This window comes from Aeromonas media (assembly GCF_020423125.1).
In the GTDB taxonomy this organism is placed as follows: Bacteria; Pseudomonadota; Gammaproteobacteria; order Enterobacterales; family Aeromonadaceae; genus Aeromonas; species Aeromonas media.
This window is the reverse complement of the sequence record NZ_CP075564.1, coordinates 530434-556769: the sequence shown is the minus strand read 5'-3', so window position 1 is coordinate 556769 and position 26336 is coordinate 530434. Positions and strand designations below refer to the sequence as shown.

The window sequence follows — 26336 nt, the reverse complement described above, 5'->3', positions numbered from 1 at the left end:
TCCTCGCCCTACCAATCCCGCCAACTACCGGGCACCATCTTTGTGGTCTGAAAACTGGCGCCCTGTTGAACACCGTCAAGCACGGATTGATCGTATTTGACATTGAAAGTACCGCTCGTGATATCGATAGGGGCATTGGCAATCAGGGAGCCATTCACCGTTGCCGTACCATTTGCTTTCACCCGCGGAGGATTACTCGGATCATCCGAATGCGCGAAAATGATGCCGTTGAATACCAAGCCGCCATTCATCGTCAGGTCACCATCCCGGACAATCAGCACCACGGGAGCCCCCGCACTTCCAATCAGACTCGCGGTGAAGTCGCAATCGACGCCGACATCGACAATAAATATCCCGGTCGATGTCGCCCCCAGAGAGCTGCAATTGGGGATAGAAATCGCCCCGTTATCGAACATGTTAGCCCAGCCTTCATCTGTATCCGGCTCTCCAAACAGATACCAGAGCAGATCGTCTGGGAAGGTGGGATCACTTGCCTTTATATCCGGCCCGATATCATTATCATCGCTGAGATTAGTACTGCAGCTGCCGCCGCTAAAATCCCCTTGGTGACACGTCTGCCAGGATCCGCTGCCCCCTACAGCCTGATCAGACCAGACCGATAGCGGTACCCCTGGCCCTCCACCGTTTGGATTGGCAACCACAGTGAAGTTTCCCCCAATAGAGGCCCCTCCCGCGACCATCAGAGGTACCGCTTTGGCTGCGGAAAGCAGATGATAGGCCGCCACCTGAACCCGCACTGTGGCTGTTCCCAGATTGCTGGGCAAGGTGGCGGTGGACTTTAACTCCACCGGCGTCACATCAAGAGTATTGGGGGAGGAGCCGACCGTGATCGACGTTGTGTTGGTCGTAGTGAGCAGATAAGTGCCTTGTGCCGAGCTGACCGTCAAGCCGCCGCCGGGGATGGCAATACCGGCGTCCTGCCGACTCAGACCATCGGCAATGCCCAGCTCTGCCAGCGCCAAGGCCTGCCGATATTGAACCTCGTTGACGCTGATCTTGCGGTCGGCCACCATCAATTTCCCCACCAACAGGGAAACACCGACAAGGATAAGGATTAGCAGCAGGGTAATCGTAAAGGTAGTGAAACCGGCATGACGTTTCATGGTAAGAACCCGTCGTTACGCAGCTTGATATCCCGCTGCAGAGTGAGCGCCAGGGCCGGGGATTTAATATCGTTGCCCGAGATAGTCAGCCTGATGGTTCTGGCTCCTGAAGAGATAGAGCTAGGCAGCAGGGTAAAGGTCAAGTCGGTGATCTCGACCGTAGCCTCCGTGTTGATCCTGCTGCCGTTCGAGCAACTGGCGGTACCCCCTTGGTCGAACCTGACCGCGTTGTCCGCACTGCTGTAGTTGTAGAGCCGGGTCTCACCGGCTGCAGAGGTGTTGTCCAACACGCCGTTCTCATTATCGTCGTACCTCACCCAGATGCAGTTGCTTGCCAGATCCGTGGTCGAATCGAAACTGAAATCCGAACCTTCACCAGAGAGAGTATGTGCCGCCGCACTGGCATCATAACCGGCACGCTGGATATCTCGGGCCATCATGTCCGTAATCGACTGAAGCTCCTGATTGAGGCGACTCACCTGCATCGCCGTCTTGTTGGCCTTGAGTATGCTAGCGAAGAGTGCCGACGCGGCGGCAACCAGCAACAAACCTGCCACCATGGCTACCATCAGCTCCACCAGGTTGAAACCTTTCATACGATGACGTCTCAGCATGTGTCCCCCTCCACGCAGGTACTGATCCGGCCATAGGTTGCGATGACCACCCTGTTCGTCGTGCTGGCATCATTGGAGACGATCAGATTGCCTCCGAGAAAGGTGCCCCGGCGTGGCGTGAAGGTGATGCTGGCGGTGGAGCCACTCTTGTATTGGTTCGACGCATCGATCACCACGCCGCCAAACTCGTTTGCATCGGCGCCTTTGCGGCCCTCGATACTGGAGCAATGGTCGGCACAACTGCTGCAGGTAGCGTCTATCGCGATTCGATAACACCAGTTCGACTGACCAGCGTTGAAGAGTTTGAGCGTCAAGGGGCCGCCGCGTTTTATGGCCTCGGACTTGAGCAGCATCATGTCAGTATAAAGCGCCTGGGTGGCGGCCCTGACCATCTGCTCCTGGCGCAGCGAACGATAACTGGGGAGCGCGACGGCAACCAGGATCGCCACCAGTGCCAAGGCGAGTATCAGTTCTATCAGGGTAAAGCCGGACACCGGCCTGATTCGCATTTCCATGTTTGCCCAGACTCCTGTCTGTAGCCCGTTCTCGGGCCGGCGAGTACTATCCTATGATAGTCTCAACTCACCTATGGAACCATGCCGATGCCAATACGCTTCGCAAGAGGAATAACGCTGATTGAATTGATGGTCGTAGTCGCCATCGTGGCCATCATTGCTGCCATCGCCTATCCCTCTTTCCAAAACGGACTACAGCACTCCCGACGCGCCGATGCGTTCAAGACTCTGCTGACCATGCAACTCAAGCAGGAAGAGTATCGAATCACCAGCAGCGCTTACAGCACGAACCTGGCAGATCTTGGCAACCCCAGCAGCAACTATTACAGTTTTTCCGTGGTTGCCGCCTCCACCGGTGCCGCCACCTACAAGCTGCAAGCTCAAGCTATTGGTGCCCAGCTCGGCGATACAGGCTGTACCCTGCTAACCATCACCAAGGCCGATGTGAAAGACCCAGCCGAGTGCTGGAAGTAAACCTTCATAGCCATCAACACCCAGTTGGAGGTGCCTGAGAGGTTATCTCTCATGCATAGGGATAACACTGGAATCATAAGAAGGTGAAGCCAGTGCCAATCACGATGCTTTCCCCGGAAACGCCTTTGACCTCGATGCCGACGATTTCCACTCTACCTATAAAAATGCCGGCGCTGGGCCGGCATTTCCATCAGAGGATACGCAACTCTGGCGGCACCTCGAATACTACGTTTTCCTCGCGACCAGGGTGTTCTGTCACTATCTTGCCCCCCAACTCACGCAGACGGGCGATGACATTTTGTACCAGCACATCGGGGGCCGAGGCCCCTGCAGTCACCCCGATACGCTCGACCCCTTCCAGCCAGGGGGATTCAATCATGGAGGCATCGTCGATCAGGTAGGCTCGCGCCCCCACTTTCTCGGCCAGCTCCCGCAAGCGGTTGGAGTTGGAGGAGTTGCGCGACCCCACCACCAGCATGGCATCCACCAGCCCGGCCATCTCCCTGACTGCATCCTGACGGTTCTGGGTGGCGTAACAGATGTCATCCTTGCGCGGTCCTTGAATTTTCGGAAAGTGCCGGCGCAGCGCATCGATGACGTCCGAGGTCTCATCCACGCTCAGGGTGGTCTGTGTCACGAAGCAGAGGTCATCCGGGTTCTTCACCTTGAGCCTGGCCACATCCTCCGGCGTCTCCACCAGATACATGCCCCCTTCCGGATTCTCGTACTGCCCCATGGTGCCGATCACCTCGGGGTGGCCCGCGTGACCGATGAGTACGGCCTCGGATCCCTTGCGACTGGCACGATGGACTTCCATGTGCACCTTGGTCACCAGCGGACAGGTGGCATCGAATACCTTGAGAGCACGGGACTTGGCCATCTCGCGCACCGTCTTGGCCACGCCATGGGCGGAGAAGATGACGATGCTGTCGTCCGGCACCTCGTCCAGTTCCTCGACGAACACGGCTCCCGCCTCCTTCAGCTTGTTCACCACATAGCGGTTATGCACCACCTCGTGACGGACATAGATGGGGGCACCGAACTTCTCCAGCGCACTCTCGACTATGCTGATGGCACGGTCGACACCGGCGCAGAAGCCACGCGGGTTAGCCAGCAAAATATCCATCAGCTCACCTTTTCCTCGTCATCCACGCCCAGGATCTCCACCTCAAAGGTAACGGTGTGACCCGCCAGCGGATGGTTGAAATCGACCGTCACCGACATTCCTTCCACCGCCCGGATGATCCCCGGCAATTCGCTGCCGTTGGGCTGGTCGAACAGTATGATGGTGCCGACCTTGGGTTCCACATCGGCACCAAACTTGGCTCTGTCCAGATGGTAGATGTTGTCGGGATTGGAGAGGCCAAAGGCCTCTTCCGGCGGCAATGTGAAGCTCTTGCTATCACCTTGCCTGAGCCCCAGCAGGCACTGCTCGAAGGTGTTGGTCAGGCTGCCATCCCCCATCCGCAGGCGGGCCGGTTTGCCGTGCAGCGCCGTGCTGTCAGCTACCGAGCCATCTTCCAACTTGATGGAGAAGTGAAACAGCACACTGCTGTCTGCAACAATCAGCCGGCTCATTGCATCACGTCCTTCTTCTTTTCACTGCGAAAACCTTCCAGCACTATCATGGCGGCGCCGATGAAGATGAAGCTGTCGGCCAAGTTGAATGCAGGCCAATGAGCTCGCTGCCAATAGAAATCGAGGAAATCGACCACGTGGCCCAGCACCAGCCGATCAAAGACATTGCCAAGCGCCCCGCCGATGATGAGCGAATAGGCGATGCCGCTCCAGCGCTGAGCGACGGACTGCTTGCGCAGCCAGTGGATCAGCAAGCCACAGATGGCAAACGCCAGCACCGCAAAGAACCAGCGCTGCCAGCCGCCCTGATCGGCCAGGAAGCTGAAAGCCGCCCCCTTGTTGTAGACATGGACCAGGTTGAAGAAGGGGGTGATCTCCACCCCCGGGTAGCCAAATGGCAGCAGCTTGACCACGGCGAGCTTGCTCGCCTGGTCCAGTACAAAGGCCAGCACTGCCAGCCACAGCCAACGCAGGCCGCTTTTATGGTGAGTCATGTTCATCAGGCAAATTGACGAGTTTCGCCGTCACCCTCGACGTTGGTGACGCAGCGGCCACAGATCTCTTCGTGACCAGCGATGGTGCCCACGTCTTCCACATGGTGCCAGCAGCGGTCGCACTTGGCGGCAGCAGACTGGGTCACGTTCAGCCACAGATCATCGCGCTCGGTCGCAACGGCACCTTCCGGCGCTGTGTCAGCCACCACCACCTTGGCCTTGGAGGTGAGCAGCACGAAGCGCAGCTCATCGGCCAGGGCATTCAGGCGCTTGGCCAGCTCGGGCTTGGCGAACAGGGTCAGCTCGGCCTGCAGGGAGCCACCGATGCGCTTCTCGCCACGGGCGGCTTCCAGCGCCTTGTTCACTTCACCGCGCACGGTGAGGATCTCGGCCCAGAAATCGTCGTTCAGCACTTCGTCCGCTTCCAGCCCGAACAGGCCGTCGTACCACTCTTCGGTGAACACGAACTCACCGCGATCACCCGGCAGCAGAGCCCAGATCTCGTCGGCGGTGAAGCTCATGATGGGCGCCATCCAGCGCACCATGGCCTCCGCGATGTGATAGAGGGCGGTCTGACAGGAGCGACGGGCCAGGCTGTCCGCCTTGGCGGTGTACTGGCGGTCCTTGATGACGTCCAGATAGAAGGAGCCCATCTCGATGGAGCAGAACTGCATCAGCTTCTGGGTCACACCGTGGAAGTTGTACTCGTCGAACGCAGTCATGATCTCGGCCTGTACCGCCTTGGCACGACCCACGGCCCAGCGATCCACCACCACCATGTCGGCAGGCGCCACCATGTCGGTCGCCGGATTGAAGCCGTTCAAGTTGGCCAGCAGGAAGCGGGCTGTGTTGCGGATACGGCGATAGGCATCGGCGGAGCGCTTGAGGATCTCGTCGGAGACCGTCATCTCGCCGGTGTAGTCGGTGCTCGCTACCCACAGACGCAGGATGTCGGCGCCCAGCTTGTTCATCACGTCCTGCGGGCTGACCACGTTGCCGATGGACTTGGACATCTTGCGGCCCTGGCCGTCCACGGTGAAGCCGTGGGTCAGTACCTGGTTGTAGGGAGCCTTGTCTTTCATGGCCACGCCGATCATCAGGGAGGACATGAACCAGCCACGGTGCTGGTCAGAGCCTTCCAGATACATGTCGGCCGGGTTGCCGTTGAACTCGGGACGGGCGTCGACCACGGAGGAGTGGGTCGAACCTGAGTCGAACCAGACGTCCAGGGTGTCGGGCACCTTGTCATACAAGTCGGCGTCGCTGCCCAGCAGTTCGGCCTTGTCCAGATCCCACCAGGCCTGGATGCCGGACTGCTCGACCCGCTTGGCCACCTCTTCCATCAGGCGCACGGACTCCGGGTGCAGCGCCTGGGTCTCCTTGTGAACGAACAGGGAGATAGGCACGCCCCAGGTACGCTGACGGGAGATACACCAGTCAGGACGGTTCTCGACCATCGCCTGGATGCGGTTCTTGCCCCATGCCGGCACCCAGCCGCTCTGGCCGTGCTGGGCAATGCCATCTTTCTCGATGCGCTCGATCTCTTCCAGCGCGCGCTTGCGCAGCCCCTTCTGCTCCATGCTGATGAACCACTGCGGGGTAGCGCGGAAGATGATCGGGGTCTTGTGACGCCAGCAATGCGGGTAGGAGTGGTTGAACACCTTGTGGTGCAGCAGGGCGCCACGCTCGGTCAGCACCTCGACCACGGCCGCATTGGCCTTGAACACGTGCTGGCCGGCAAACAGTTCGGTATCAGGCAGGTAGACGCCGTTGCTGCCCACCGGGTTGGCGACTTCCAGACCGTACTTCTGACCGACCACGAAATCTTCCTGACCGTGGCCAGGGGCGGTGTGCACGGCGCCGGTACCGGCATCCAGGGTGACGTGATCACCCAGCACCACAGGCACGTCGAAGCTGTAGAAGGGGTGGTTGAAGCGCAGCAGCTCGAGCGCCGCGCCCTTGGCATAGCCCAGGTTGTGGAATTTCTCGATACCGGCGCGGTCCATCACGTCCTTGACCAGTTCGGCGGCCAGGATCAGGCGCTCGGGGTTGTCGCCCTCCACCTGTACCAGGGCGTAGTCCAGATCGGCGTGCATGGCGATGGCGCGGTTGGCCGGCAGGGTCCAGGGAGTGGTGGTCCAGATGACGGCAGAGAGCGGGCCCTTGCCGAAGTGACCCTCGGGGCAATCAAACTTGGCGGCCACAGCTGCCTCATCGACGGCCTTGAAGCGTACGTCGATGGAGGGGGAATTTTTGTCGTAGTACTCCACTTCGGCTTCTGCCAACGCGGAGCCACAGTCGGTGCACCAGTGCACCGGCTTGGAGCCTTTGTGCAGATGGCCGTTCTCAACGATCTTGGCCATGGAGCGGATGATGTTGGCTTCGGTGCCAAAGTCCATGGTCAGATAGGGGTGTTCCCAGTCACCCAGCACACCCAGGCGGATGAAGTCGGTCTTCTGCGCCTCGATCTGGGTCTTGGCGTATTTACGGCACTCGGCGCGGAACTCGGCGGCGGAAACCTTCTCCCCCGGCTTGCCGACCATGCCTTCCACTTTCAGCTCGATGGGCAGACCGTGGCAATCCCAGCCCGGCACATAGGGGGAGTCGAAGCCGGAGAGGCCCTTGGACTTGATGATGATGTCTTTGAGGATCTTGTTGACCGAGTGACCGATGTGAATGCTGCCGTTCGCGTAGGGAGGGCCATCGTGCAGAATGAAAGAAGGCTTGCCCGCTTTGGCGCGGCGAATGGCGCCGTAAAGATCCTGATCGTACCAACGCTTGAGCATGTTGGGTTCGCGCTTGGCCAGATCGCCACGCATCGGAAACTCGGTTTCCGGCAGATTCAGGGTGTGTTTATAGTCGCTCATCAGTCCTGGGTTCCCTTCTTTTCTAAAAGAGTGCTGGGTAAATTGAATGGTGGCAGCCCGAACCAGGCTCGGGCCGCCAGGGCATCTCGTTCGATCTGCTCTTTCAAGGCGGTGAAAGAGGCAAACTTCTGCTCTTCGCGCAGCTTGTGGCGAAGCAGCACCTTGACCTGCTGACCGTATAGATCACCAGAAAAATCAAATAGATGTACTTCCAATCTGGCTTGTGTACCGCTCAAGGTCGGCCGTACACCCACATTGGCGACACCGGGGAAGGTCTTGCCGGAACATAACACTTCCACCGCGAACACGCCACCGACCGGGATCACCTGCCGTTTAAGCGCGAGATTGGCGGTGGGAAAACCTATGGTGCGCCCCAGCTTGTCGCCGTGGGCCACCCGACCGCTGATGGCGTAGGGGCGGCCGAGCATCAGCTCCACCTCCGCCATGCGACCGGCTGCCAAGGCCTCGCGCACCAGGGTGCTGCTGACCCGCTGGCGTTCGACCTGAAAACTCTGGGTGCTGATCACTTCAAAGCCGAAACGACGGCCCGCCGCCTCCAGCAGATGGAAATCCCCTTCCCGCCCCTTGCCGAAGCGAAAATCATCGCCCACCACCAGGTAGTGCACGCCGAGTTTCTCTACCAGCAGTTGCTCGATGAAGGTGCTGGCGGCCTGCTCGGCGAAGCGATGCGTGAACCGCACGCAGAGCATGCGATCTATCTGCATCCCCTTGAGGGCTTCGTACTTCTCCCGCCAACGGCTGAGACGGGCAGGGGCGGCGTCCCCCGCAAAGAGCTCAAGGGGCTGCGGCTCGAACAGCATGACGCAGGCGGGCAGGCCAAGCTGGGCGGCTTTCTCCTGCAAGCGGGCCAACACCGCATGGTGTCCCTGATGAACCCCATCGAAGTTGCCTATGGTCAATACACAGCCCCGGTGACGGGGCTTGATATTGTGAATGCCGCGAATGAGCTCCATCAGTGCCTTGTGCGTTGCTGCCATGGAAATCGGCGGATTATATATCAGGCAGCAATCAGGGTCAGCCCTGCTGTTGAGCCGATTTCAGGTATCTGGCCCGGAACCCGGGCCTCATCAGCCTCATTGCTGACCCGATTTCAGGTGTCTTGGCCTGACCCCCAGCACCAGTAGGACTACCCCATACAACGCCCCCCCAAGGCAGAGCAGCAGGGTCAGCTCCAGACTGGCCTTGCCCATGCCCCAGGCCCCCCATTGGGCAAGATCCGGTGACAGATAGCCAAGCAGGCCCCCCATCAGCACGGTCGCTGCCAGCAGCTTGAGGCAGAACACGCCCGTGTTGCGGGAAGGGCGATAGACGGCCTGCTGATAGAGCCCCTTGAACAGTAGGGCCGCATTCAGGGTGCCGGAGCAGGCGGTGGCGAGCGCCAGCCCCACATAGCCAAGCGGATAGATGAAGATGAGGTTGCATACCATGTTGGCCACCATGGCCATGATGCCGATCCGCACCGGCGTCCTGGTGTCCTGGCGGGCGTAGTAGCCAGGGGCCAGCACCTTGATCAGCATCAGCGACAGCAAGCCCGTGGTGGATGCCAGCAGGCTGGCGCTCGACATCGCCACCTCGTGCAGGCCGAACTCGCCGCGCATGAACAGCACCCGCAGTATGGGCTCGCGCAATACGGCAATCCCCATCATGGCGGGCAGGCCGAGCAGCATCACCATGCGCACCCCCCAATCCATGGTGCGGGAGAAGTCGGCCGGATCCGCATCCACATGCTTCCTGGCAAGCGCCGGCAGGATCACAGTGCTGATGGCGACCGCGAACAGGCCAAGGGGAAACTCCAGCAGGCGATCCGAGTAATAGAGATAGCTGATGGCACCGGTCGCCAGGAAGGAGGCCAGCATGGTGTTGATCAGCAAATTGATCTGGCTGACCGAGACGCCGAACAGCGCCGGTATCATCAGGGTGCGGATCTTCACCACACCGGGATGGTGCCAACCCCACTTGGGCCACACCAGCATGTTGATCTGACGCAGGAAGGGGTACTGGAACAGAAACTGCACCAGGCCGCCGAGGAAGACGCCGATCGCCAGCGCGATCTCGGGCCGCTCCAGCAACGGGGCTATCCACCAGGCCGCCGCAATCATGGTGAGGTTGAGAAACACCGGCGTGAAGGAGGAGACGGCGAAGCGACCGAAGGTGTTGAGAATGGCCCCGGCCATGGCGGTGAAGGTGATGAACCAGAGATAGGGGAAGGTAATCTTGAGCATCAGGCTGGCCAGCTCGAACTTCTCGGCCGCCGGCCCGCCGTGCAGCCAGTCCCAGAACCAGCCCCAGCCGAACAGGGCCGTCAGCACACCGGAACCCAGCACACCGAGCAGGGTGACTATGGTGACAATGCCGCCAAGGGTGCCCGCCACTGCGGCCAGCAACTCGCGAACAGCCTGTTCGTCACCGTTTTTCTTGTACTCCGTCATCACGGGAACAAAAGCCTGGTTGAAGGCCCCTTCGGCGAACAATCGGCGCAGGAAGTTAGGAATGCGGTTGGCGAAGAAGAAGACGTCTGCGGCCACCCCGGCACCGAGCAGATTGGCGATGACCACATCGCGCACCAAGCCCATCACGCGGGACGCCAGCGTCATTCCGGACACTATCATGCCGGATTTGATCAATTTCTTACTCAAGACGAGGCCTCTGGAACTGTCAGAAAGAAAAGAATGCTGTTAGAATCGGCCGACAGTTTAACCGTCTCCCATCTGACACACCACCGGGGGGCGGTGTTTATTTGCACAAATCATTTGACAATATGTGGTTGGGAAGGCATATTTCCGGGCCTTTTCAATACACTCGCTAAGACAGTTTTAGGAGTTTTACCTTGGCTAACATCAAATCTGCTAAGAAGCGTGCTCTTCAGTCAGAGAAACGTCGTCAGCACAACGCCAGCCGTCGTTCCATGACCCGTACTTACCTGAAGAAAGTGATCGCTGCCATCGCCTCTGGCGACAAGGCTGCTGCCACTGCCGCTTTCGCTGTTGCTCAGCCGATCATGGATCGTATGGCGACCAAAGGCCTGATCCACAAGAACAAAGCTGCTCGTCACAAGAGCCGCCTGTCTGCCCAGATCAAAGCTATGGCTTAATCAGCTTCGGCTGAACAAAGCTAAAAAAACCGGCCTTAGTGCCGGTTTTTTATTTGGGTTCGCTGCAATACAACCTGTGCAACAATCCAATCATCTCGCGTACCTCGTGGCTGCGCAGCGAATAGTAGACCGTCTGGGCCTCTTTTCGTGTCGTCACCAACTCATCGCGCCGCAACACCGCCAGATGTTGTGACAGCGCCGATTGACTCAGTCCAAGTACCTCGTTGAGTTCCCCCACCGACAACTCCCGCTCCAGTAACTGGCACAGAATGAACAAGCGCCGCTCATTGGCCAGCGCCTTGAGCAGGGTGACCGCACGTCCGGCATTCGCCTCCATCTCTTCCAACTGCATCGCATTCCCTCCCCTGCAAGACAGGAATCATACCCCCTGCCTCATCGATTTAAAATGACAGGGTTGCTGGCTGAATGGTGGTGAAGTCCTCCTGACCGGCAAACAGGAAGGAGAAATCACTCTCACATACCCGCTTCACCGCCGGATGCTGGATCATCCGCTCTGCAAAGATGACGTAGTACTCCTCCATCAGATCCTGGGTTTCTCCGATCAGCATCACCTCCTCCCCCTCCAGGATCTCCTCCCGATAGATGGTCGGCGCCATGAAAATACCCTGATTGAAGAAGCCAAACGCCTTCATCAGGGCCGCATCGTCGAACTCACCCAGGATGCTGGGAGAGATGCCCTGCTGCTCGAACCACTGCGTCAACTGTCGACCCATGGCGGTACGCCGGCCCGGAATGAGCAGCTTGCGCTCCTCGAGACAAGCGGGAAAAGGCTTTTCGGGCAGCGGTGCCTTGCAGAAGAAGCTGACGCCACACCCCCCCAACCGCTTGGAAAGCAGACCGGCGTGCTGGCTGGAATCCACCGGGCAGTCGGAGAGGATCATGTCGAGCTTGTGTTCGCTCAGTTGCTCCAGCAGCAGCTCGTGAGTCGATTCGAAGCAGCGCAGGTGGATGGAGCCGTCATTGGGGATGACAGAGAGCAGCACCCGACTGGCGAGACGCTTGGAGAGTGCATCGGCAATGCCGACGTCGAACAGGATCTGGCTCTCCTTGCGGTAGTTGACGATATCCAGCATCTCGTAGGAGAGGCTGAACATCTTGTCGGCATAGCGAAACACCAGTTGACCCAGCTCGGTGGCCTCGAGGGAACGCCCCTTGCGGATCAACAACTTGCCGCCCAGGCGCTGCTCCAGCAGCTTGATCTGACCTGTGACGGTCTGGGGAGTGAGAAAGAGGGCTTCCGCCGCCTGGGTGACGGAGCCCTTCTTCTGAGTCATCCAAAAATAATAGAGATGGTTGTAGTTAAGGTGTGACATCCGGTGGGGTTCCCGCGCCGCGCGGGCTCCGATAGCAGCTAAGTTCAACCGCCAGAATGTCATACATGTCGCTGATCGAGTCAACTTTGTTTGCGCCGAACTGCTCTTGCAGGGTCAGCTTGAGGCGGGCCGGATCCGGCATCCGCTCCCCACAGTAGCGCTTGTTCGACTGCTTGACTCTCTCGCCAGCCCGGCTGCTCAGGGCCCGTTCAGCAAAGGTCTCGCCGAATTGGGCCTTGGCCTGCTTGTCTCCCAGCATGAGGGCGCTGTCTACCACGCCATTGAGGTAAGCCGAACAACTGGCCGACGTTGCATCCTGCTGGCACTCCGCCAGACTATTCGCCCAGAGTGCCGGACTCGCCAGCATGACTAACCATCCGAGTCTTCTCATAACCCCTCCGTGCTTTGATTCGCCTCCCGATTGGGCAGCGATATCCGCAGGGCGATAAAACCGATCACGGCCGCCAGGGTGGATCCCACCAGGATACCGAGGCGTGAGTAGCTGCCGTAGTCCAGTCCGCCATGCTCGAATGCCAGCGACGCGATGAACATCGACATGGTAAAGCCGATGCCACACAGGATGCTGACGGCAAAGATCTGCTTGAAGTTGACGCCACTCGGCAGCTGGGCGATGCCGAGTTTCACCGACAGCCAGCTGACGGTAAAGATGCCGAGGGGCTTGCCGATGAAGAGCCCCAGTATGATGCCCATGGGCACCGGGCTGAGCAGATCCGACAGCTGGATCCCGTCGAGGGAGACACCAGCGTTGGCAAAGGCAAACAACGGCAGGATCAGATACGCGCTCCAGGGGTGCAGCGCATGCTCCAGGTGCTTGAGCGGCGAGGCATAACGCTTCCCGGAGATAGGGATCATGAAGCCAACGATGACGCCGGCCAGGGTCGCATGAACACCTGACTTGAGCACGGCCACCCAGAGCACCAGACCCACCAGCATGTAAAGGCCGATCCTGTCCTCACCACGGCGGTTCATCCAGAGCAGAGTAAGGGTCGCCACTATGCCGACCGCCAGTGCGGTCAGCGACAGCTGTTGGGTATAGAAGAGGGCGATGATGATGATGACCCCCAGGTCATCCATGATAGCCAGGGCCAGCAGGAAAACCTTCAGGCTGGTCGGCACCCGCTTGCCGAGCAGCGCCATCACCCCGAGGGCGAAGGCGATATCGGTCGCAGCCGGAATGGCCCAACCGGCCCGGGTGACTTCGTCCTCGTAGTTAAAGAAGGTATAGATGAGCGCAGGGGCCAGCATGCCGCCCACGGCGGCGATGGCCGGGAAGGTGGCCTGTACCCGGGATGAGAGCGCCCCTTCCAACATTTCGCGCTTGACCTCGAGCCCGACCAACAGGAAGAAGAGTGCCATGAAGCCGTCGTTGATCCAGAGCAGCAACGGCTTGTTGATGTCCAGGGCGGCAATGCGCACCTGTACCTGAGTATTGAGGAAACTCTGATAGTGCTCCGCTAGGGCAGAGTTGGCCAGACCGATGGCCAGCAAGGCGGCCAGGATCAGAATTATTCCGGAGGCTGACTCCAGTTTGAGAAATCGCTTGAACACATCGCTCATGGTCTAACTATCCATAAAATTGTACTTTTTCAGTCTAGGGGGCGAGTGAACTAATGAAAAATCGTTTCTAACTGCCAATAACAACGGAAAAACCGAAGGCAAAATAAATCATGTCTGCTATAAGCACGTTTTCCCCTGCGTTCCCTCGCCTGTGGAGTATTCATTTCTTTGCATATTAATTCTTTCCAGGCATGAAAAAGGCGCCCGCAGGCGCCTTTCGAACAGATGGAATAGCATAGCGGGAGATCCCGCCGAGAGCCGCTCGCCATCATGGCGGATGCAGGATCAGATGGCGACAGGGGCCTTGATACCCGGGTGAGGATCATAGCCCTGGATCTCGAAATCCTCGAACCTGTAGTCGAAGATGGAGTCCGGCTTGCGCTTGATCACCAGCTGCGGCAAGGAACGCGGCTCGCGGGAGAGCTGCAGCGCCGTCTGCTCCATGTGGTTGGAGTAGAGGTGCACATCGCCACCGGTCCAGACGAAGTCGCCCACGGCCAGATCGCACTGCTGGGCCATCATGTGGGTCAGCAGGGCGTAGCTCGCGATGTTGAACGGCAGACCGAGGAAGACGTCGCAGCTGCGTTGATAGAGCTGGCAGGAGAGCTTGCCGTCCGCCACATAGAACTGGAAGAAGGCATGACAAGGGGCGAGCGCCATCTTGTCCAGCTCACCCACGTTCCAGGCGGAGACGATGATGCGGCGGGAATCCGGGTTGTGCTTGATGTCATCCACCGCCTTCTGGATCTGGTCGATGACAGTGCCATCGGCCGCCGGCCAGGAGCGCCATTGGGCACCATAGACAGGGCCCAGATCGCCGTGCTCGTCAGCCCACTCGTCCCAGATGCTGACGCCGTGCTCTTTCAGGTAGGCAGTGTTGGTGTCGCCATTGAGGAACCACAGCAGCTCGTGAATGATGGAACGCAGGTGGCACTTCTTGGTGGTGACCAGCGGGAAGCCTTCCGCCAGATTGAAGCGCATCTGATGACCGAACAGGGAGACGGTCCCCGTGCCGGTGCGATCGGATTTGACTGTGCCTTCATCCAGGATCTTCTGCATCAGGTCAAGATAGGCCCTCATTGCTTTGCCTCCTTCGCTGCGTTGCCGAACAACTGCGGACGCTTGTAGGCAACCCAGATCATCAGGGCGCCGATGATGATCATCGGGGTGGAGAGGATCTGGCCCATGCTGATCTCCTGGAAGTAGAGACCCAGCTGACTGTCAGGCTGGCGTACGAACTCAACCAGGAAGCGGAACAGGCCGTAGAACAGCAGGAACATGCCGGAGATGGCGCCCCGTGGCGGGTTCTTGCGCCAGAACAGGTTCAGGATGATGAAGAGCACCACACCTTCCAGGGCGAACTGATAGAGCTGGGAGGGGTGACGCGGCTCGGGGCCGGCCTCCGGGAAGATGATGGCCCAGGGCACGTCCGTGACCCGGCCCCACAGCTCGCCGTTCATGAAGTTGCCGATACGGCCGACGCCGAGACCGAATGGAATGAGCGGTGCCACAAAGTCCGCCACGGTGAAGAAGTGACGCTTGGTCTTGTGCGCAAACCAGATCATGGCGGTGATGACCCCGATCAGGCCACCGTGGAACGACATGCCGCCGGTCCAGATCTTGAACAGGTAGGTGGGATCGGCCAGGAAGAGATCGAAGTTGTAGAACAGCACATAGCCGATACGACCGCCCAGGATCACCCCGAGGAAGCCGTAGAACAGCAGGTCCGAGACCTCGTTGCGGGTCCAACCACTGTTCGGCGCGTCGGCGCGGCGGCCTGCAAGCCACATGGCAAAGGCAAAACCAAACAAATACATGAGACCATACCAGCGTACCGATAGTGGTCCCAAACTGAATGCTACGGGATCAATCTGCGAGAAAACCCAATATCCGTCGTGCTGCATGGCGCGGCCCCAGTCATAAGAAAAGCCGCATTCTCCGATCATTCGTCAGCAGGAACAAGACTGAATATCAATCGGGCAGCTTGGTCTTGTGACCCGCACGCAGCAAACCGCCCAGACCGTGCTCTTCCAGGTAGCGGGCAAACAGGCCACGGAGCACGTGGGGATTGTCGTGCTTGAGGCCATCGGCCATCAGCGCCTTCAGCTCGCCGAGATCGGATTGACGCAGCACGTACTTGATGCGGGAAATGTTGTGGGTGTTCATGCTGAAACGGCGATAGCCCATGGCCAGCAGCAGCAGCACGCCGACCGGATCCCCGGCCAGTTCGCCACAGACCGAGACCGGCTTCTGGTAGCGATGAGAGGCATCGACCAGCAGTTGCAGGGCACGGATCACCGCGGGGTGGAAGGCGTCATAGATACTGGCGACCCGGGCGTTGTTGCGATCCACCGCCAGCAGATACTGGGTCAGGTCATTGCTGCCCACCGACCAGAAGTCGATGAGAGGAGCCATCTCCGGCAGAATGTAGAGGGCGGAGGGCACCTCTATCATCACCCCCAGGCTGGGGTAGCGGATCACCGCATCGCGGCTCGCCGCCTCTTCCGACACTTCACGCCAGGCTTGATCCAGCAGCCGGCGGGAGGCCTTGATTTCACTGACGCTGCTGATCATCGGCAACATGATGGACAGATTGTCCAGCCCTTCGCTGGCGCGCAGCATGGCCTTGAGCTGAACCAGGAACAACTCGGGGTGATCCAGGGTGAGCCGGATCCCCCGCCAGCCAAGGAAGGGATTTTCCTCCACTATGGGGAAATAGGGCAATTGCTTGTCCCCCCCCACATCCAGGGTACGCATGCACACCGGGCGATCCCGATAGGTCTCCAGGATCCCGCGATAGCGCGCCGTCTGCTCCCATTCGGAGGGGAAGCTGTCCTGCAGCATGAAGGGGATCTCGGTGCGATAGAGCCCGACCCCATCTGCCAGATGGTTGAGGGAGATCTCGGTGTCGGCGCTGAGGCCGGCGTTGAGCAACAAGGAGACAGGGGTGCCGTCAGCCGTCTCCGAGGGTTGATTGTCGACGCTGCGCACCAGGGTATCGAGCGCCCGCTCCTCGTTCAGCAGTTGCCGGTACTCGGTCAGGATCACCTGATTGGGCTCAATGAAGAGATCGCCGCTGTAGCCGTCGACCACCAGAGTGCGCCCGCCTATGTCGCCGAGCGGCAGATCCACCCCCATGATGGCCGCCACCCCCATGGCACGGGCCAGGATGGCAGCATGGGAGTTGGTCCCGCCCTTGAGGGAGACCACACCGCTCAGAAACTCCCGCGGGATCTCGGCGAGTATGGTGGCGGTCACCTCGTCGGCGACCAGCACCACCGGCTCTCCTATGGTGAGCTGCTCGGGCTCGTCCTGCACTAGACGGCTGATGAGCCGCTGGGCGATGTCTTTCACATCGGTTGAGCGCTCCCGCAGATAGGGATCCTTCATCCCCTTGAACTGATCGATCAGCCGATCGCTGATGATCTTGACCGCGGAGATGGCGGTCCAGTGCTCCTTGCTGACCTTGTTGCGGATCGGCTTGATGTAGCCGGGATCGTTCAGCAGGTGCAGATAGATGTCGAAGATGGCGACCGAGTCCTGGCTGTAGCTCTCGCGAAAGCGCAGCGCCAGGCTCTCCAGATCGTGGCGCACCTCTTCCACCGCAAGCTCCAGCCGGGCCAGCTGCTTGCCGTGCTCCTCATCCTTGCGCGGGGTGATGCTATTGAGCGCCTTGCGCGGACGCCACACCCAGGCCTTGGCGATGGCGATGCCGCTGGCACCGGCGATGCCACGCAGCGGCTTGCTCCAGTCAGTCTTCTGCAACCAGCCCTTGGCCTGGGCCTGGGCGATGCGGGCCGCCAGTTGCGCCGCCAGGGTGACCATGAAGGACTCTTCCCCTTCATCGAACAGCCGGCTCTCTTTCTGCTGCACCACCAGAATGCCGACCACCTGACGCTGGTGCATGATGGGGGCGCCGAGGAAGGAGCGAAACGCCTCTTCCGCGACATCGGGCAGAAACTTGAAACTCGGATGAGAAGGGGCATCGGCCAGGTTGATCAGCTCTTCCCGCTGACCCACCAGACCGACTATGCCCTGCTCGAACGGCAGGGTGGCTTTGCCCACCGCCGACTCGGCCAGCCCATCGGTCGCCGCCAGTCTATAGCGGCGCATGTCGGGCTCGGCGACATAAACGGAGCAGCAGTCCACCATCATGGCAAGCCGGGTCTGGCTCACCAATGCTTGCAAGGCCTGTTCGAGGGTGTTGGCCTCGGCCATGCTCTCGACGATGCGTCTGAGTTCCGTCAGCAACTAATTGTGCTCCTTAGCGCGAGCGGTTGCGCCGCCCATCCTTTCGATTAACCTGCACCACCGGCACCGGCATGGCCAGCGGGGCAAACTCCTTCATCACCCGGCGGTAAACTTCCCGCTTGAAGGAGACGACCTGACGAACCGGGTACCAGAAGCTGACCCAACGCCAATCATCAAATTCCGGGTGACCATGACAGCCGAACTGGATCCTGGACTCTTTGCCAGGCTCGAGCTGCAACAAAAACCATTTCTGCTTCTGGCCAATACAGACCGGTGAACTGTCCCAGCGAACGAGTCGTTTGGGTAAGCGGTACTTCAGCCAGTTGCGACTGGTCGCCAGTATGGTCACATCGTCGGGCTTGAGGCCTATCTCCTCATACAACTCACGATACATGGCCTGTTCCGGCGATTCACCATCATCAACCCCCCCCTGCGGAAACTGCCAGGAGTGCTGCCCATAGCGCTTAGCCCACAATACTTGCCCGTCACGGTTACAGATCACGATGCCGACATTGGGACGAAATCCGTCGCCATCTATCACGTGATCACCTTATAAAGGCTGAATCTATAAAGAGATTGTTCCACATTCACCCCGTGGCGGCAAACAGGGACTGTCATCTTCCACTCATGAATAACTTGGCATTTCAAGCAAAGTTATAAACAAACCTGAAGGACAAGCTCCGCAAGTTGCCCACCCAGACTGTGCATAAGCCTGTGATCAAGCGGGTATATACAGTAGTTTTATACTACGACTTCAAATCATGCCGTATCATACCCGATTCATATAAAAACAAAATATTCATTTAAATACATATAGTTAATATTTAAAGACTGGATCAAGATCCATGTCTTTTGCGCCCGAGGATCCTGGCTGTCAATTGTGAACAAGTTCGACTGTTCAAAGATCCACCAAGGCTAGTTTATCCACAAGGATGGCGCATTATCTGCACCGATCTGGCGAGAAAAATCGGTGTGCTCTCACATTTATTTCTGATGCCGGACCCTGTATCACCACTTTATGTCAGTTATCCAAGATTTCTGTGGATAACTGTGTGCAACAGCCAGGCCAAACCCTTGGACAACTCGCTGCAACCGGGATCCTCTCGTACTCCAGGCTGGAGAAAAAAGTCAAATTCCTTTAAAATCATTGCCATAGATGATAATTCACAAACTTGCCCCCCCTGTGCATAGCCGGGCAAGGATCGGTTACAAAAACAGCGATCCTCTGTCAGGATCACACTTGTCCACCCCCTTCTCGCCAACAGGAGCCCCTCATGCCCGCCAATCCACAGTCAGAGCAGGAATTGATGGCGCGCGCCTACGCCATGGCGGGCTTCACCCTGGCCCAGCTCGCCGCGACGGCCGGCATCCCGGTGCCACGGGATCTCAGACGGGACAAGGGCTGGATCGGTCAGCTGATCGAGTGGCAGCTGGGTGCCAGCGCGGGCAGCCGCCCGGAGCAGGACTTCCCCGATCTCGGCATCGAGCTCAAGACGATCCCGATCGATCCTCAGGGCAAACCGCTGGAAACCACCTTCGTCTGCGTCGCTCCCCTCATCGGGATCAGTGGCCAGCGCTGGGAGGAGTCCAATGTGCGCAACAAGCTGTCGCGGGTACTCTGGATCCCGGTGGAAGGCAGCCGCACCATCCCCGTCGGTGAACGCCGGGTAGGCATGCCCTTGCTGTGGAGCCCGAGCGAAGAAGAAGACAGGTTGCTGCGTCAGGATTGGGAGGAGTTGATGGACATGATAGTGCTGGGGGAGGTGGAGCAGATCAGCGCCCGCCACGGCCAAGTCATGCAACTGCGCCCCAAGGCGGCCAACAGCAAGGCACTGACCCGCGCCATCGGCCGCAATGGCCAGCCTATCCAGACACTGCCAAGGGGCTTCTACCTCAAGATTGAGTTCACTCACCAATTGCTTCGGCGTCATTTCGCCCTGCCTGTCTGATGATTGCTATCAACATCCTTGTCATAAAGTGATATAAAAATGAACAGAGCTACTTTCTTCGCAGTCAGTGACAAGGAGTCGATATGCCGATCAACAAGCAATTTCTCAAGTCCCGCCCCGAGGTCAAGGTGACCTTCGCAGTGGAAAAAGAGGCCGCAGGCGAGGCCGAACAGGTCTTGCTGCTGGGGGAGTTCAGCCAGTGGCAACCCATTGAATTGAAAAGAATGAAGAGCGGGGAGTTCAAGACGACCCTCAACCTTCCCACCGATGGCCCCAGCCATTTCGAGTATTGCTATCAACTGGTGCAGCCAGACGGGGAGACCCGTTATGACAACGACTGGGAAGCGGACGAGTATGTGCCCGGCCCCTTCGGGCGCGACAACTCTGTGGTGCGGGTCAGCCAGCCTGGCTGAAGCCGGCCTGTGCGAAACCCACATACAAAAAAGGCTCGCCATTGGCGAGCCTTTTCACTACCTGTCGAGCTATTCGTCGACATACCGACACCAATTCGAATCGAATTAGTTGAGCTTCTCTTTGATACGAGCAGCTTTGCCGGACAGGTTGCGCAGGTAGTACAGCTTGGCGCGGCGAACATCACCACGACGCTTCAGTTCTACACTGTGGATCAGCGGAGAGTGAGTCTGGAATACACGCTCAACACCTTCGCCGTTGGAGATCTTGCGAACGGTGAAAGCAGAGTGCAGACCGCGGTTACGCTTGGCAATAACGATGCCTTCGAAAGCCTGCAGACGCTCTTTACCACCTTCTTTAACACGAACTTGAACACGTACGGTGTCGCCCTGGGCAAAAGCCGGGATGTCGGTACGCAGTTGCTCTTGTTCAAGCTGCTGAATAATCTTGCTCATTGTCTTTCCTTACCTAGGATAAACTGAAAACTCTACTTAACGCTGTCACGCACTTCGCGGACATACTCGGCAAGAAGTGATTCTTGCTCGTCAGTCAGAGCTAGGTTGTTAATAAGTTCCGGCCTTCTCTGCCAGGTTCGTCCGAGCGACTGCTTGAGACGCCAGCGCCGAATCACTTCGTGATTGCCGCTTGTCAGCGCCTCGGGCACCGCCAATCCATCCAACAACTCCGGCCGAGTGTAGTGGGGATGATCCAGCAGGCCATCCGTGAAGGAGTCCTGCTCGGCACTGGCCTGATCGCCCAAGACCCCAGGGACCAGACGCGAAACCGCATCGATCAGGGTCATGGCAGGCAACTCGCCACCACTTAACACGTAATCCCCGATAGACCACTCTTCGTCGACTTCGGTTTGTATCACGCGTTCATCGATACCTTCGTATCGACCGGCGACCAGAATCAGTTTCTGATTCGTCGCCAACTCGGTTACGCCCGCTTGAGTCAGCTTGCGCCCCTGAGGAGAGAGATAGATGACTTTCGCCCCGTCTCCCGCCGCTTGCTTGGCTGCATGAATCGCATCACGCAGCGGCTGAACCATCATCAGCATCCCAGGTCCACCACCATAAGGACGATCATCGACCGTACGGTGTTTGTCGTGGGTGAAATCCCGAGGGTTCCAGCACTCAATCTGCAGCAGGCCACTCTTGACGGCCCGACCCGTTACCCCGTGCTCGGTAATGGCTCGGAACATTTCCGGGAAGAGGCTAATTACCCCAATCCACATAAGAAACCTCCGGCACCCGTGTTAGCGCGGGAAACTAGAAACCAGGATCCCAATCAACTTCGATTGTTCGAGCAGTCAGATCAATATTCTTGATCACCTGCTCTTCCAGGAACGGGATCAGCCGCTCCTTTGCACCAAAGGCATCTTTTACATTGGCCTCAACCACCAACACATCGTTGGAGCCGGTTTCCATCAATTCGGTCACCTTGCCCAGGTCGTATCCCTTGGTGGTCATCACGGAGCAACCAATCAGGTCACGCCAGTAGAACTCACCTTCAGGCAACGCAGGCAACAGATCGGCGGCTACGCCAATCTCGACATTGGTCAATGCCAGGGCATCCTCGCGCACATCGATACCATCGAGCTTGCAGATCAGACCCTTGTTGTGACGCTTCCAGGCCGAAACCTGAATCTCACGCCATACCCCGTTCTGATTGATCAGCCAGGGGTTGTAATCGAAAATCGCTTCGGCAACATCGGTGAAGGAGTTCACTTTAAGCCAGCCCTTGATGCCGTAGACGGTACCCAGGGTGCCCAGAACTATAGGTTTTTCCACCTTAACTCCTTACCGCTTGGCTGATTAAGCAGCTTTTTTAGCGTCTTTGATCAGCTTGGCAACACGGTCAGAAACAGTGGCACCAGTAGCAACCCAATGCTCGATACGAGCCAGGTCCAGGTTCAGCTTTTCAGCGTTACCAGCAGCAACCGGGTTGAAGAAACCAACGCGCTCGATGAAGCGACCGTCACGGGCGCAACGGCTGTCAGAAACTACTACCTGGTAGAACGGACGCTTTTTCGCGCCACCACGTTGTAAACGAATGGTTACCATATCGTCCTCATGAACATCTAATGAACAAGGCCTGCAAATACGCAGACCCTAGCTTAAAATAAGCCGCGTAATTCTACTTGGATTCGTAATAATTGCAACCAAGCCTGCTATTTTTTGCGCAGGAGTTGGCATGAAAAAGGCTCACCGAAGTGAGCCTTTTTGCCTGACAAGCAGGAAAATCAGAACGGACCGCGTCCGCCACCACCGAATCCGGGTGGCAGCATGTTCTTCATCTGGCCCATCATCTTGCGCATGCCACCCTTGCCAGACATCTTCTTCATCATGCGCTGCATCTCGGTAAACTGCTTGAGCAGCTTGTTCACGTCCTGCACCTGCATGCCGGAGCCCGCAGCGATGCGACGCTTGCGGGAGCCCTTGATGAGATCGGGATGAGCACGCTCCTTGGGCGTCATGGAGCTGATGATGGCCTCCATCCGCACTGTGATCTTGTCATCCATCTGATCTTTCACGTTATCCGGCAGACCGGACATGCCGGGCAACTTGTCGAGCATGCCCATCATGCCGCCCATGTTGCGCATCTGGGCCAGCTGCTCGCGGAAATCTTCCAGATCGAAGCCCTTGCCGCTCTTGACCTTGCTGGCCAGCTTGGCGGCTTTCTCCTTGTCGACCGTGCGTTCCACTTCCTCGATGAGCGACAGCACGTCCCCCATGCCGAGGATGCGGGATGCGAGTCGGTCCGGGTGGAAGGGCTCGAGGGCATCGGTCTTCTCACCCATACCGATGAACTTGACCGGCTTGCCGGTGATGTGGCGCACCGACAGGGCGGCACCGCCGCGGGCGTCGCCGTCCGCCTTGGTGAGGATGACGCCGGTGAGCGGCAGCGCTTCGTTGAACGCCTTGGCGGTATTGGCAGCATCCTGACCTGTCATGGCATCCACCACGAACAGGGTCTCGACCGGCTTGATGGTGGCGTGGAGATCCTGGATCTCCGCCATCATCTCGGTGTCCACGTGCAGACGACCGGCGGTATCGACGATCACCACGTCATAGAATTTCTTGCGCGCCAGATCGATGGCAGCGGTGGCGATCGCCACCGGCTTCTGGGTCACATCGCTTGGGAAGAAATCGACCGAGATGTCATTGGCCAGGGTCTCGAGCTGCTTGATCGCCGCCGGGCGGTAGACGTCGGCACTGACCACCAGCACCTTCTTCTTGTGGCGTTCCTTGAGCAGCTTGGCGAGCTTGCCCACTGTCGTGGTCTTACCGGCACCCTGCAGGCCCGCCATCAGGATGATGGCCGGCGGCTGTGCGGCCAGATTGAGCTGCTCGTTCGCCTCTCCCATGACGGAGACCAGCTCGCCATGCACTATCTTGATGAAGGCCTGGCCCGGGCTCAGGGACTTGGCCACTTCCTGGCCGACGGCACGCTCTTTCACGCGGGCAACGAAGTCACGCACCACCGGCAGGGCCACGTCCGCCTCGAGCAGCGCCATGCGCACTTCACGCAAGGTATCCTTGATGTTCTCTTCGGTCAGCCGGCCACGGCCACTGACATTGCGCAGGGTGCGCGAGAGTCGTTCAGTCAAATTCTCAAACATGACGCATTCCGATTCTTGGCGTAACTAGTGGGGCATTATACCCCAGTCAGCACTGTGGGGACGATTACTCACCGCTTGCGGCGGTGACCCGCCATCGAATGAGCGGGTGTAACAAATGGAGGGCATTATACCCCAGTCAACGCCGGAGGACGATTATTCGCCGTATGGGGCTGTCAGCCGCTACTTATATATGGGCAGTTAGCCCCTGGCACAACTGGCGAGCATATCTTGTGCAAGGTATACTGCCCCTCTTATCCATAAAAGCTTGTTCGACAACGACCTGGTTATGATCGTGATCTCTGTTCTGGCCCTGGCGTTTTACCTGCTGGCCATCATCGCCTCTCTGCACCTGCTGCTCAGCGCCAAGCCCGTCGGGCAGGTGTCGCTGTTTGCCTGTGTCGGCCTGGCCCTGACCGCCCATGGTGTGGCGGTGGGAAGCGAGGTGCTGGCCACCCATTCCGGCCAGAATCTCAGCATGTTGAACGTCGCCTCCCTGGTCAGCCTCATCATCAGCTGCTTCATGACCTGCGTTACCCGCCGTTTCAACGGCTGGATCCTGCTGCCCGTGGTCTACAGTTTCTCGGCCTTGCTGCTCGCCGCCAGCGCCCTCATACCGGGTCGCTACATCACCCATCTGGAAGCACACCCTCAACTGCTGCTGCACATCGGGCTCGCCTTGATGGCCTATTCGGTACTGATGATCGCCTGCCTGTTTGCGCTCCAGCTTGCCTGTCTGGATCGGCAACTGAAGTCCAGAAAGATAAGCCATCTGCCGGCCATGCCGCCCCTGATGACGGTGGAGAAGCGTCTGTTCCAGCTCATCTCCGCGGGCCTGTTGCTGCTGACCCTCTCCATCGCCTCGGGTCTGTTCTTCCTGGAAGACATGTTTGCCCAGGGCAAATCCCACAAGGCCATCCTCTCGATCCTGGCCTGGTGCGTCTACGCCTTGCTGCTGTGGGGTCACCACACCCGTGGCTGGCGTGGTCGCAAGGTCATCATGCTGAGCCTCATCGGCAGCATCATCCTGACCCTGGCTTACTTTGGCAGCCGCTTCGTCAAGGAAGTCTTGCTGAGCTGACGGTTCAGCCCCCAAAAACCACCCCAACAGGAGCCCTTCTTGGACAGTATCTCAACGAGCACATTACTGATTGTTCTCGTTATTTTGATTGTGTTGTCAGCCTTCTTCTCCAGTTCCGAAACCGGTCTGATGTCCCTCAACCGCTACAAGCTGCGGCATCTGGCCCAAACCAAACACAAGGCAGCCCGTCGAGTCGAAAAGCTGCTGGCCCGACCGGACCGCCTGCTTGGCCTCATCCTCATCGGCAACAACCTGGTCAACATTCTGGCCTCCGCCATCGCCACCATAGTCTGCATCAGGCTGTTTGGGGATCTCGGCGTCGCCATCGCCACCTTCGGCCTCACCCTGGTGGTGCTGGTGTTCGGGGAAGTCACCCCCAAGACACTGGCGGCCATGTTTCCCGAGCGCATCGCCTATCCCGCCTCCTGGGTCCTCAAGGGGCTGATGGTGCCCTTCGCCCCGCTGGTCTGGCTCATCAACAGCATCACCAACCTCTTGCTCAAGCTGCTGCGCCTCGAACATCGCAAGGATGACTCCCTCAACACCGAAGAGCTGCGCACCATAGTCAACGAGGCGGGCAGCCTCATCCCCCAGCGCCATCAGGAGATGCTGATCAGCATTCTGGATCTGGACAAGATGACGGTGGAAAACATCATGGTGCCGCGCAGCGAGATCTCTGCCATCGACATCAATGACGACTGGAAGAGCATATTGCGCCAGCTGGCCCACTGCGCCCACACCAAGATCCTGCTCTATCGCGACAATATTGACGACGTAGTCGGATTTTTACACTCGCGTGACGCCCTCAGGCTCGTCGCCAGGGACCAGTTCAGCAAGTCCAGCCTGCTGCGGGAAGTCGATCCCATCTACTTCATTCCACAAGGCACGCCGCTCAACGTGCAGCTGGCCAAGTTCCAGCGCAACAAGGAGAGGATCGGGTTGATTGTCGACGAGTATGGCGATATTCAGGGGCTGATCACCCTGGATGACATCCTGGAAGAGATCGTGGGCGACTTCACCACCTCCATGGCACCGGCGCCGAGCGACGAGATCCACCCCCAGCCGGACGGCTCCTTCCTGGTGGAAGGCTCCGCCAGCATCCGCGAGCTGAACAAGGAGATGCACTGGCACCTGCCCATCGACGGCCCGCGCACCCTCAACGGGGTGATTCTGGAGTACCTGGAGGAGATCCCCCAGCCCAACATCAGTGTCAGGCTGGCGGGTTACCCCATCGAAATCCTCGAAGTAGAAAACAACATGGTGAAGATGGCGAGGATCATGCCACACCTCTACCGTAACGAGTCAGGTTACGAGGATTGAAAAAAGGCTGCC

At 58.7% G+C, this 26336-nt stretch carries 28 protein-coding genes; 6 read left to right on the top strand and 22 right to left on the bottom strand.

Features of this window, described 5'->3' with window-relative positions:
• Positions 1–8: 8 nt before the first annotated feature.
• The 3 genes from KI797_RS02710 to KI797_RS02700 are packed head-to-tail and all read right to left on the bottom strand — an operon-like array spanning position 9 to position 2253.
• Entirely contained in the window at positions 9–1124 is a 1116-nt protein-coding gene (locus tag KI797_RS02710) for a PilX N-terminal domain-containing pilus assembly protein (protein ID WP_226171315.1), read from the bottom strand.
• Positions 1121–1738 carry a prepilin-type N-terminal cleavage/methylation domain-containing protein gene (locus KI797_RS02705; RefSeq protein WP_226171313.1) on the bottom strand — a complete coding sequence of 206 codons (618 nt, stop codon included), beginning with the start codon at positions 1736–1738 and terminating at the stop codon, positions 1121–1123. Before KI797_RS02705 ends, KI797_RS02710 begins: the two co-directional genes overlap by 4 nt.
• Positions 1732–2253, bottom strand: a complete 522-nt coding sequence (locus KI797_RS02700) for a GspH/FimT family pseudopilin (RefSeq protein WP_226171312.1) — start codon at positions 2251–2253, stop codon at positions 1732–1734. The genes KI797_RS02705 and KI797_RS02700 overlap by 7 nt, the downstream gene beginning before the upstream one ends.
• 87 nt (positions 2254–2340) lie before the next feature.
• Between KI797_RS02700 and KI797_RS02695 the strand changes: the two genes are divergently transcribed.
• Positions 2341–2727 carry a type IV pilin protein gene (locus KI797_RS02695; RefSeq protein WP_319003245.1) on the top strand — a complete coding sequence of 129 codons (387 nt, stop codon included), beginning with the start codon at positions 2341–2343 and terminating at the stop codon, positions 2725–2727.
• Positions 2728–2917: 190 nt separating this feature from the next.
• Here the strand turns inward: KI797_RS02695 and ispH are convergent, their stop codons facing one another.
• The 6 genes from ispH to murJ form a co-directional block, all read right to left on the bottom strand.
• Entirely contained in the window at positions 2918–3853 is a 936-nt protein-coding gene (gene ispH / locus KI797_RS02690) for a 4-hydroxy-3-methylbut-2-enyl diphosphate reductase (RefSeq protein WP_226171311.1), read from the bottom strand.
• Positions 3853–4305, bottom strand: coding sequence for an FKBP-type peptidyl-prolyl cis-trans isomerase (fkpB, locus tag KI797_RS02685; protein WP_226171310.1), 453 nt, complete (start codon positions 4303–4305; stop codon positions 3853–3855). Before fkpB ends, ispH begins: the two co-directional genes overlap by 1 nt.
• Positions 4302–4805, bottom strand: coding sequence for a signal peptidase II (gene lspA, locus KI797_RS02680; protein ID WP_171272651.1), 504 nt, complete (start codon positions 4803–4805; stop codon positions 4302–4304). The genes fkpB and lspA overlap by 4 nt, the downstream gene beginning before the upstream one ends.
• Entirely contained in the window at positions 4805–7666 is a 2862-nt protein-coding gene (gene ileS, locus KI797_RS02675) for an isoleucine--tRNA ligase (protein WP_226171308.1), read from the bottom strand. Before ileS ends, lspA begins: the two co-directional genes overlap by 1 nt.
• Positions 7666–8640: a bifunctional riboflavin kinase/FAD synthetase gene (gene ribF / locus KI797_RS02670; RefSeq protein WP_041206402.1), complete on the bottom strand. Its 975-nt coding sequence runs from the start codon at positions 8638–8640 to the stop codon at positions 7666–7668. The genes ileS and ribF overlap by 1 nt, the downstream gene beginning before the upstream one ends.
• Positions 8641–8760: 120 nt before the next feature.
• Entirely contained in the window at positions 8761–10323 is a 1563-nt protein-coding gene (murJ, locus tag KI797_RS02665) for a murein biosynthesis integral membrane protein MurJ (RefSeq protein ID WP_226171306.1), read from the bottom strand.
• Positions 10324–10514: 191 nt separating this feature from the next.
• Between murJ and rpsT the strand changes: the two genes are divergently transcribed.
• A complete protein-coding gene (rpsT, locus tag KI797_RS02660) occupies positions 10515–10778 on the top strand; it encodes a 30S ribosomal protein S20 (protein WP_005308808.1) in 264 nt (87 codons plus the stop codon).
• Between the two features lie 49 nt (positions 10779–10827).
• On the opposite strand, the gene KI797_RS02655 is transcribed toward rpsT, so the two are convergent.
• From KI797_RS02655 to rppH, 8 genes are all read right to left on the bottom strand, one after another.
• A complete protein-coding gene (locus KI797_RS02655) occupies positions 10828–11130 on the bottom strand; it encodes an ArsR/SmtB family transcription factor (RefSeq protein WP_005332359.1) in 303 nt (100 codons plus the stop codon).
• Positions 11131–11179: 49 nt separating this feature from the next.
• Positions 11180–12112 carry a transcriptional activator NhaR gene (gene nhaR, locus KI797_RS02650; protein WP_005332358.1) on the bottom strand — a complete coding sequence of 311 codons (933 nt, stop codon included), beginning with the start codon at positions 12110–12112 and terminating at the stop codon, positions 11180–11182.
• The gene (locus KI797_RS02645) at positions 12099–12479 is read right to left on the bottom strand and encodes a Rossmann-fold NAD(P)-binding domain-containing protein (RefSeq protein WP_171269505.1); all 381 of its coding nucleotides are present in this window, start codon (positions 12477–12479) and stop codon (positions 12099–12101) included. The genes nhaR and KI797_RS02645 overlap by 14 nt, the downstream gene beginning before the upstream one ends.
• 20 nt (positions 12480–12499) lie before the next feature.
• Complete coding sequence (gene nhaA / locus KI797_RS02640) at positions 12500–13690, bottom strand: Na+/H+ antiporter NhaA (protein ID WP_171272654.1); 1191 nt, start codon at positions 13688–13690, stop codon at positions 12500–12502.
• 285 nt (positions 13691–13975) lie between these two features.
• A complete protein-coding gene (gene thyA / locus KI797_RS02635) occupies positions 13976–14770 on the bottom strand; it encodes a thymidylate synthase (RefSeq protein WP_171272655.1) in 795 nt (264 codons plus the stop codon).
• Positions 14767–15594 (bottom strand): prolipoprotein diacylglyceryl transferase, encoded by an 828-nt coding sequence (gene lgt, locus KI797_RS02630; RefSeq protein ID WP_041207083.1) that lies wholly within the window; start codon positions 15592–15594, stop codon positions 14767–14769. The genes thyA and lgt overlap by 4 nt, the downstream gene beginning before the upstream one ends.
• A gap of 67 nt (positions 15595–15661) precedes the next feature.
• Positions 15662–17941: a phosphoenolpyruvate--protein phosphotransferase gene (ptsP, locus tag KI797_RS02625; RefSeq protein ID WP_226171304.1), complete on the bottom strand. Its 2280-nt coding sequence runs from the start codon at positions 17939–17941 to the stop codon at positions 15662–15664.
• A gap of 13 nt (positions 17942–17954) precedes the next feature.
• Complete coding sequence (rppH, locus tag KI797_RS02620; protein ID WP_041206409.1) at positions 17955–18482, bottom strand: RNA pyrophosphohydrolase; 528 nt, start codon at positions 18480–18482, stop codon at positions 17955–17957.
• Positions 18483–19215: 733 nt separating this feature from the next.
• Here rppH and mutH point away from each other — a divergent pair.
• Both mutH and KI797_RS02610 read left to right on the top strand, forming a co-directional pair.
• Positions 19216–19890, top strand: coding sequence for a DNA mismatch repair endonuclease MutH (mutH, locus tag KI797_RS02615; protein ID WP_226171300.1), 675 nt, complete (start codon positions 19216–19218; stop codon positions 19888–19890).
• A gap of 83 nt (positions 19891–19973) precedes the next feature.
• Positions 19974–20303, top strand: coding sequence for an isoamylase early set domain-containing protein (locus KI797_RS02610; RefSeq protein WP_171269301.1), 330 nt, complete (start codon positions 19974–19976; stop codon positions 20301–20303).
• Positions 20304–20408: 105 nt separating this feature from the next.
• Here KI797_RS02610 and rplS read toward each other — a convergent pair whose 3' ends face one another.
• The 5 genes from rplS to ffh all read right to left on the bottom strand — a co-directional run bounded on the left by rplS (position 20409) and on the right by ffh (position 23926).
• The gene (gene rplS, locus KI797_RS02605) at positions 20409–20756 is read right to left on the bottom strand and encodes a 50S ribosomal protein L19 (protein ID WP_005313505.1); all 348 of its coding nucleotides are present in this window, start codon (positions 20754–20756) and stop codon (positions 20409–20411) included.
• A 32-nt stretch (positions 20757–20788) separates the two neighbouring features.
• The gene (gene trmD, locus KI797_RS02600; protein ID WP_011704631.1) at positions 20789–21538 is read right to left on the bottom strand and encodes a tRNA (guanosine(37)-N1)-methyltransferase TrmD; all 750 of its coding nucleotides are present in this window, start codon (positions 21536–21538) and stop codon (positions 20789–20791) included.
• Positions 21539–21572: 34 nt separating this feature from the next.
• Positions 21573–22094: a ribosome maturation factor RimM gene (gene rimM / locus KI797_RS02595; RefSeq protein ID WP_005332346.1), complete on the bottom strand. Its 522-nt coding sequence runs from the start codon at positions 22092–22094 to the stop codon at positions 21573–21575.
• Positions 22095–22118: 24 nt separating this feature from the next.
• Positions 22119–22367: a 30S ribosomal protein S16 gene (gene rpsP, locus KI797_RS02590; RefSeq protein ID WP_042649810.1), complete on the bottom strand. Its 249-nt coding sequence runs from the start codon at positions 22365–22367 to the stop codon at positions 22119–22121.
• Positions 22368–22546: 179 nt separating this feature from the next.
• Entirely contained in the window at positions 22547–23926 is a 1380-nt protein-coding gene (gene ffh / locus KI797_RS02585) for a signal recognition particle protein (protein ID WP_226171298.1), read from the bottom strand.
• Positions 23927–24212: 286 nt separating this feature from the next.
• On the opposite strand from ffh, the gene KI797_RS02580 reads away from it, so the two are divergent.
• Both KI797_RS02580 and KI797_RS02575 read left to right on the top strand, forming a co-directional pair.
• Complete coding sequence (locus KI797_RS02580; RefSeq protein ID WP_226171295.1) at positions 24213–25004, top strand: cytochrome C assembly family protein; 792 nt, start codon at positions 24213–24215, stop codon at positions 25002–25004.
• Between the two features lie 39 nt (positions 25005–25043).
• A complete protein-coding gene (locus KI797_RS02575; RefSeq protein ID WP_041206412.1) occupies positions 25044–26324 on the top strand; it encodes an HlyC/CorC family transporter in 1281 nt (426 codons plus the stop codon).
• Positions 26325–26336: the final 12 nt, after the last annotated feature.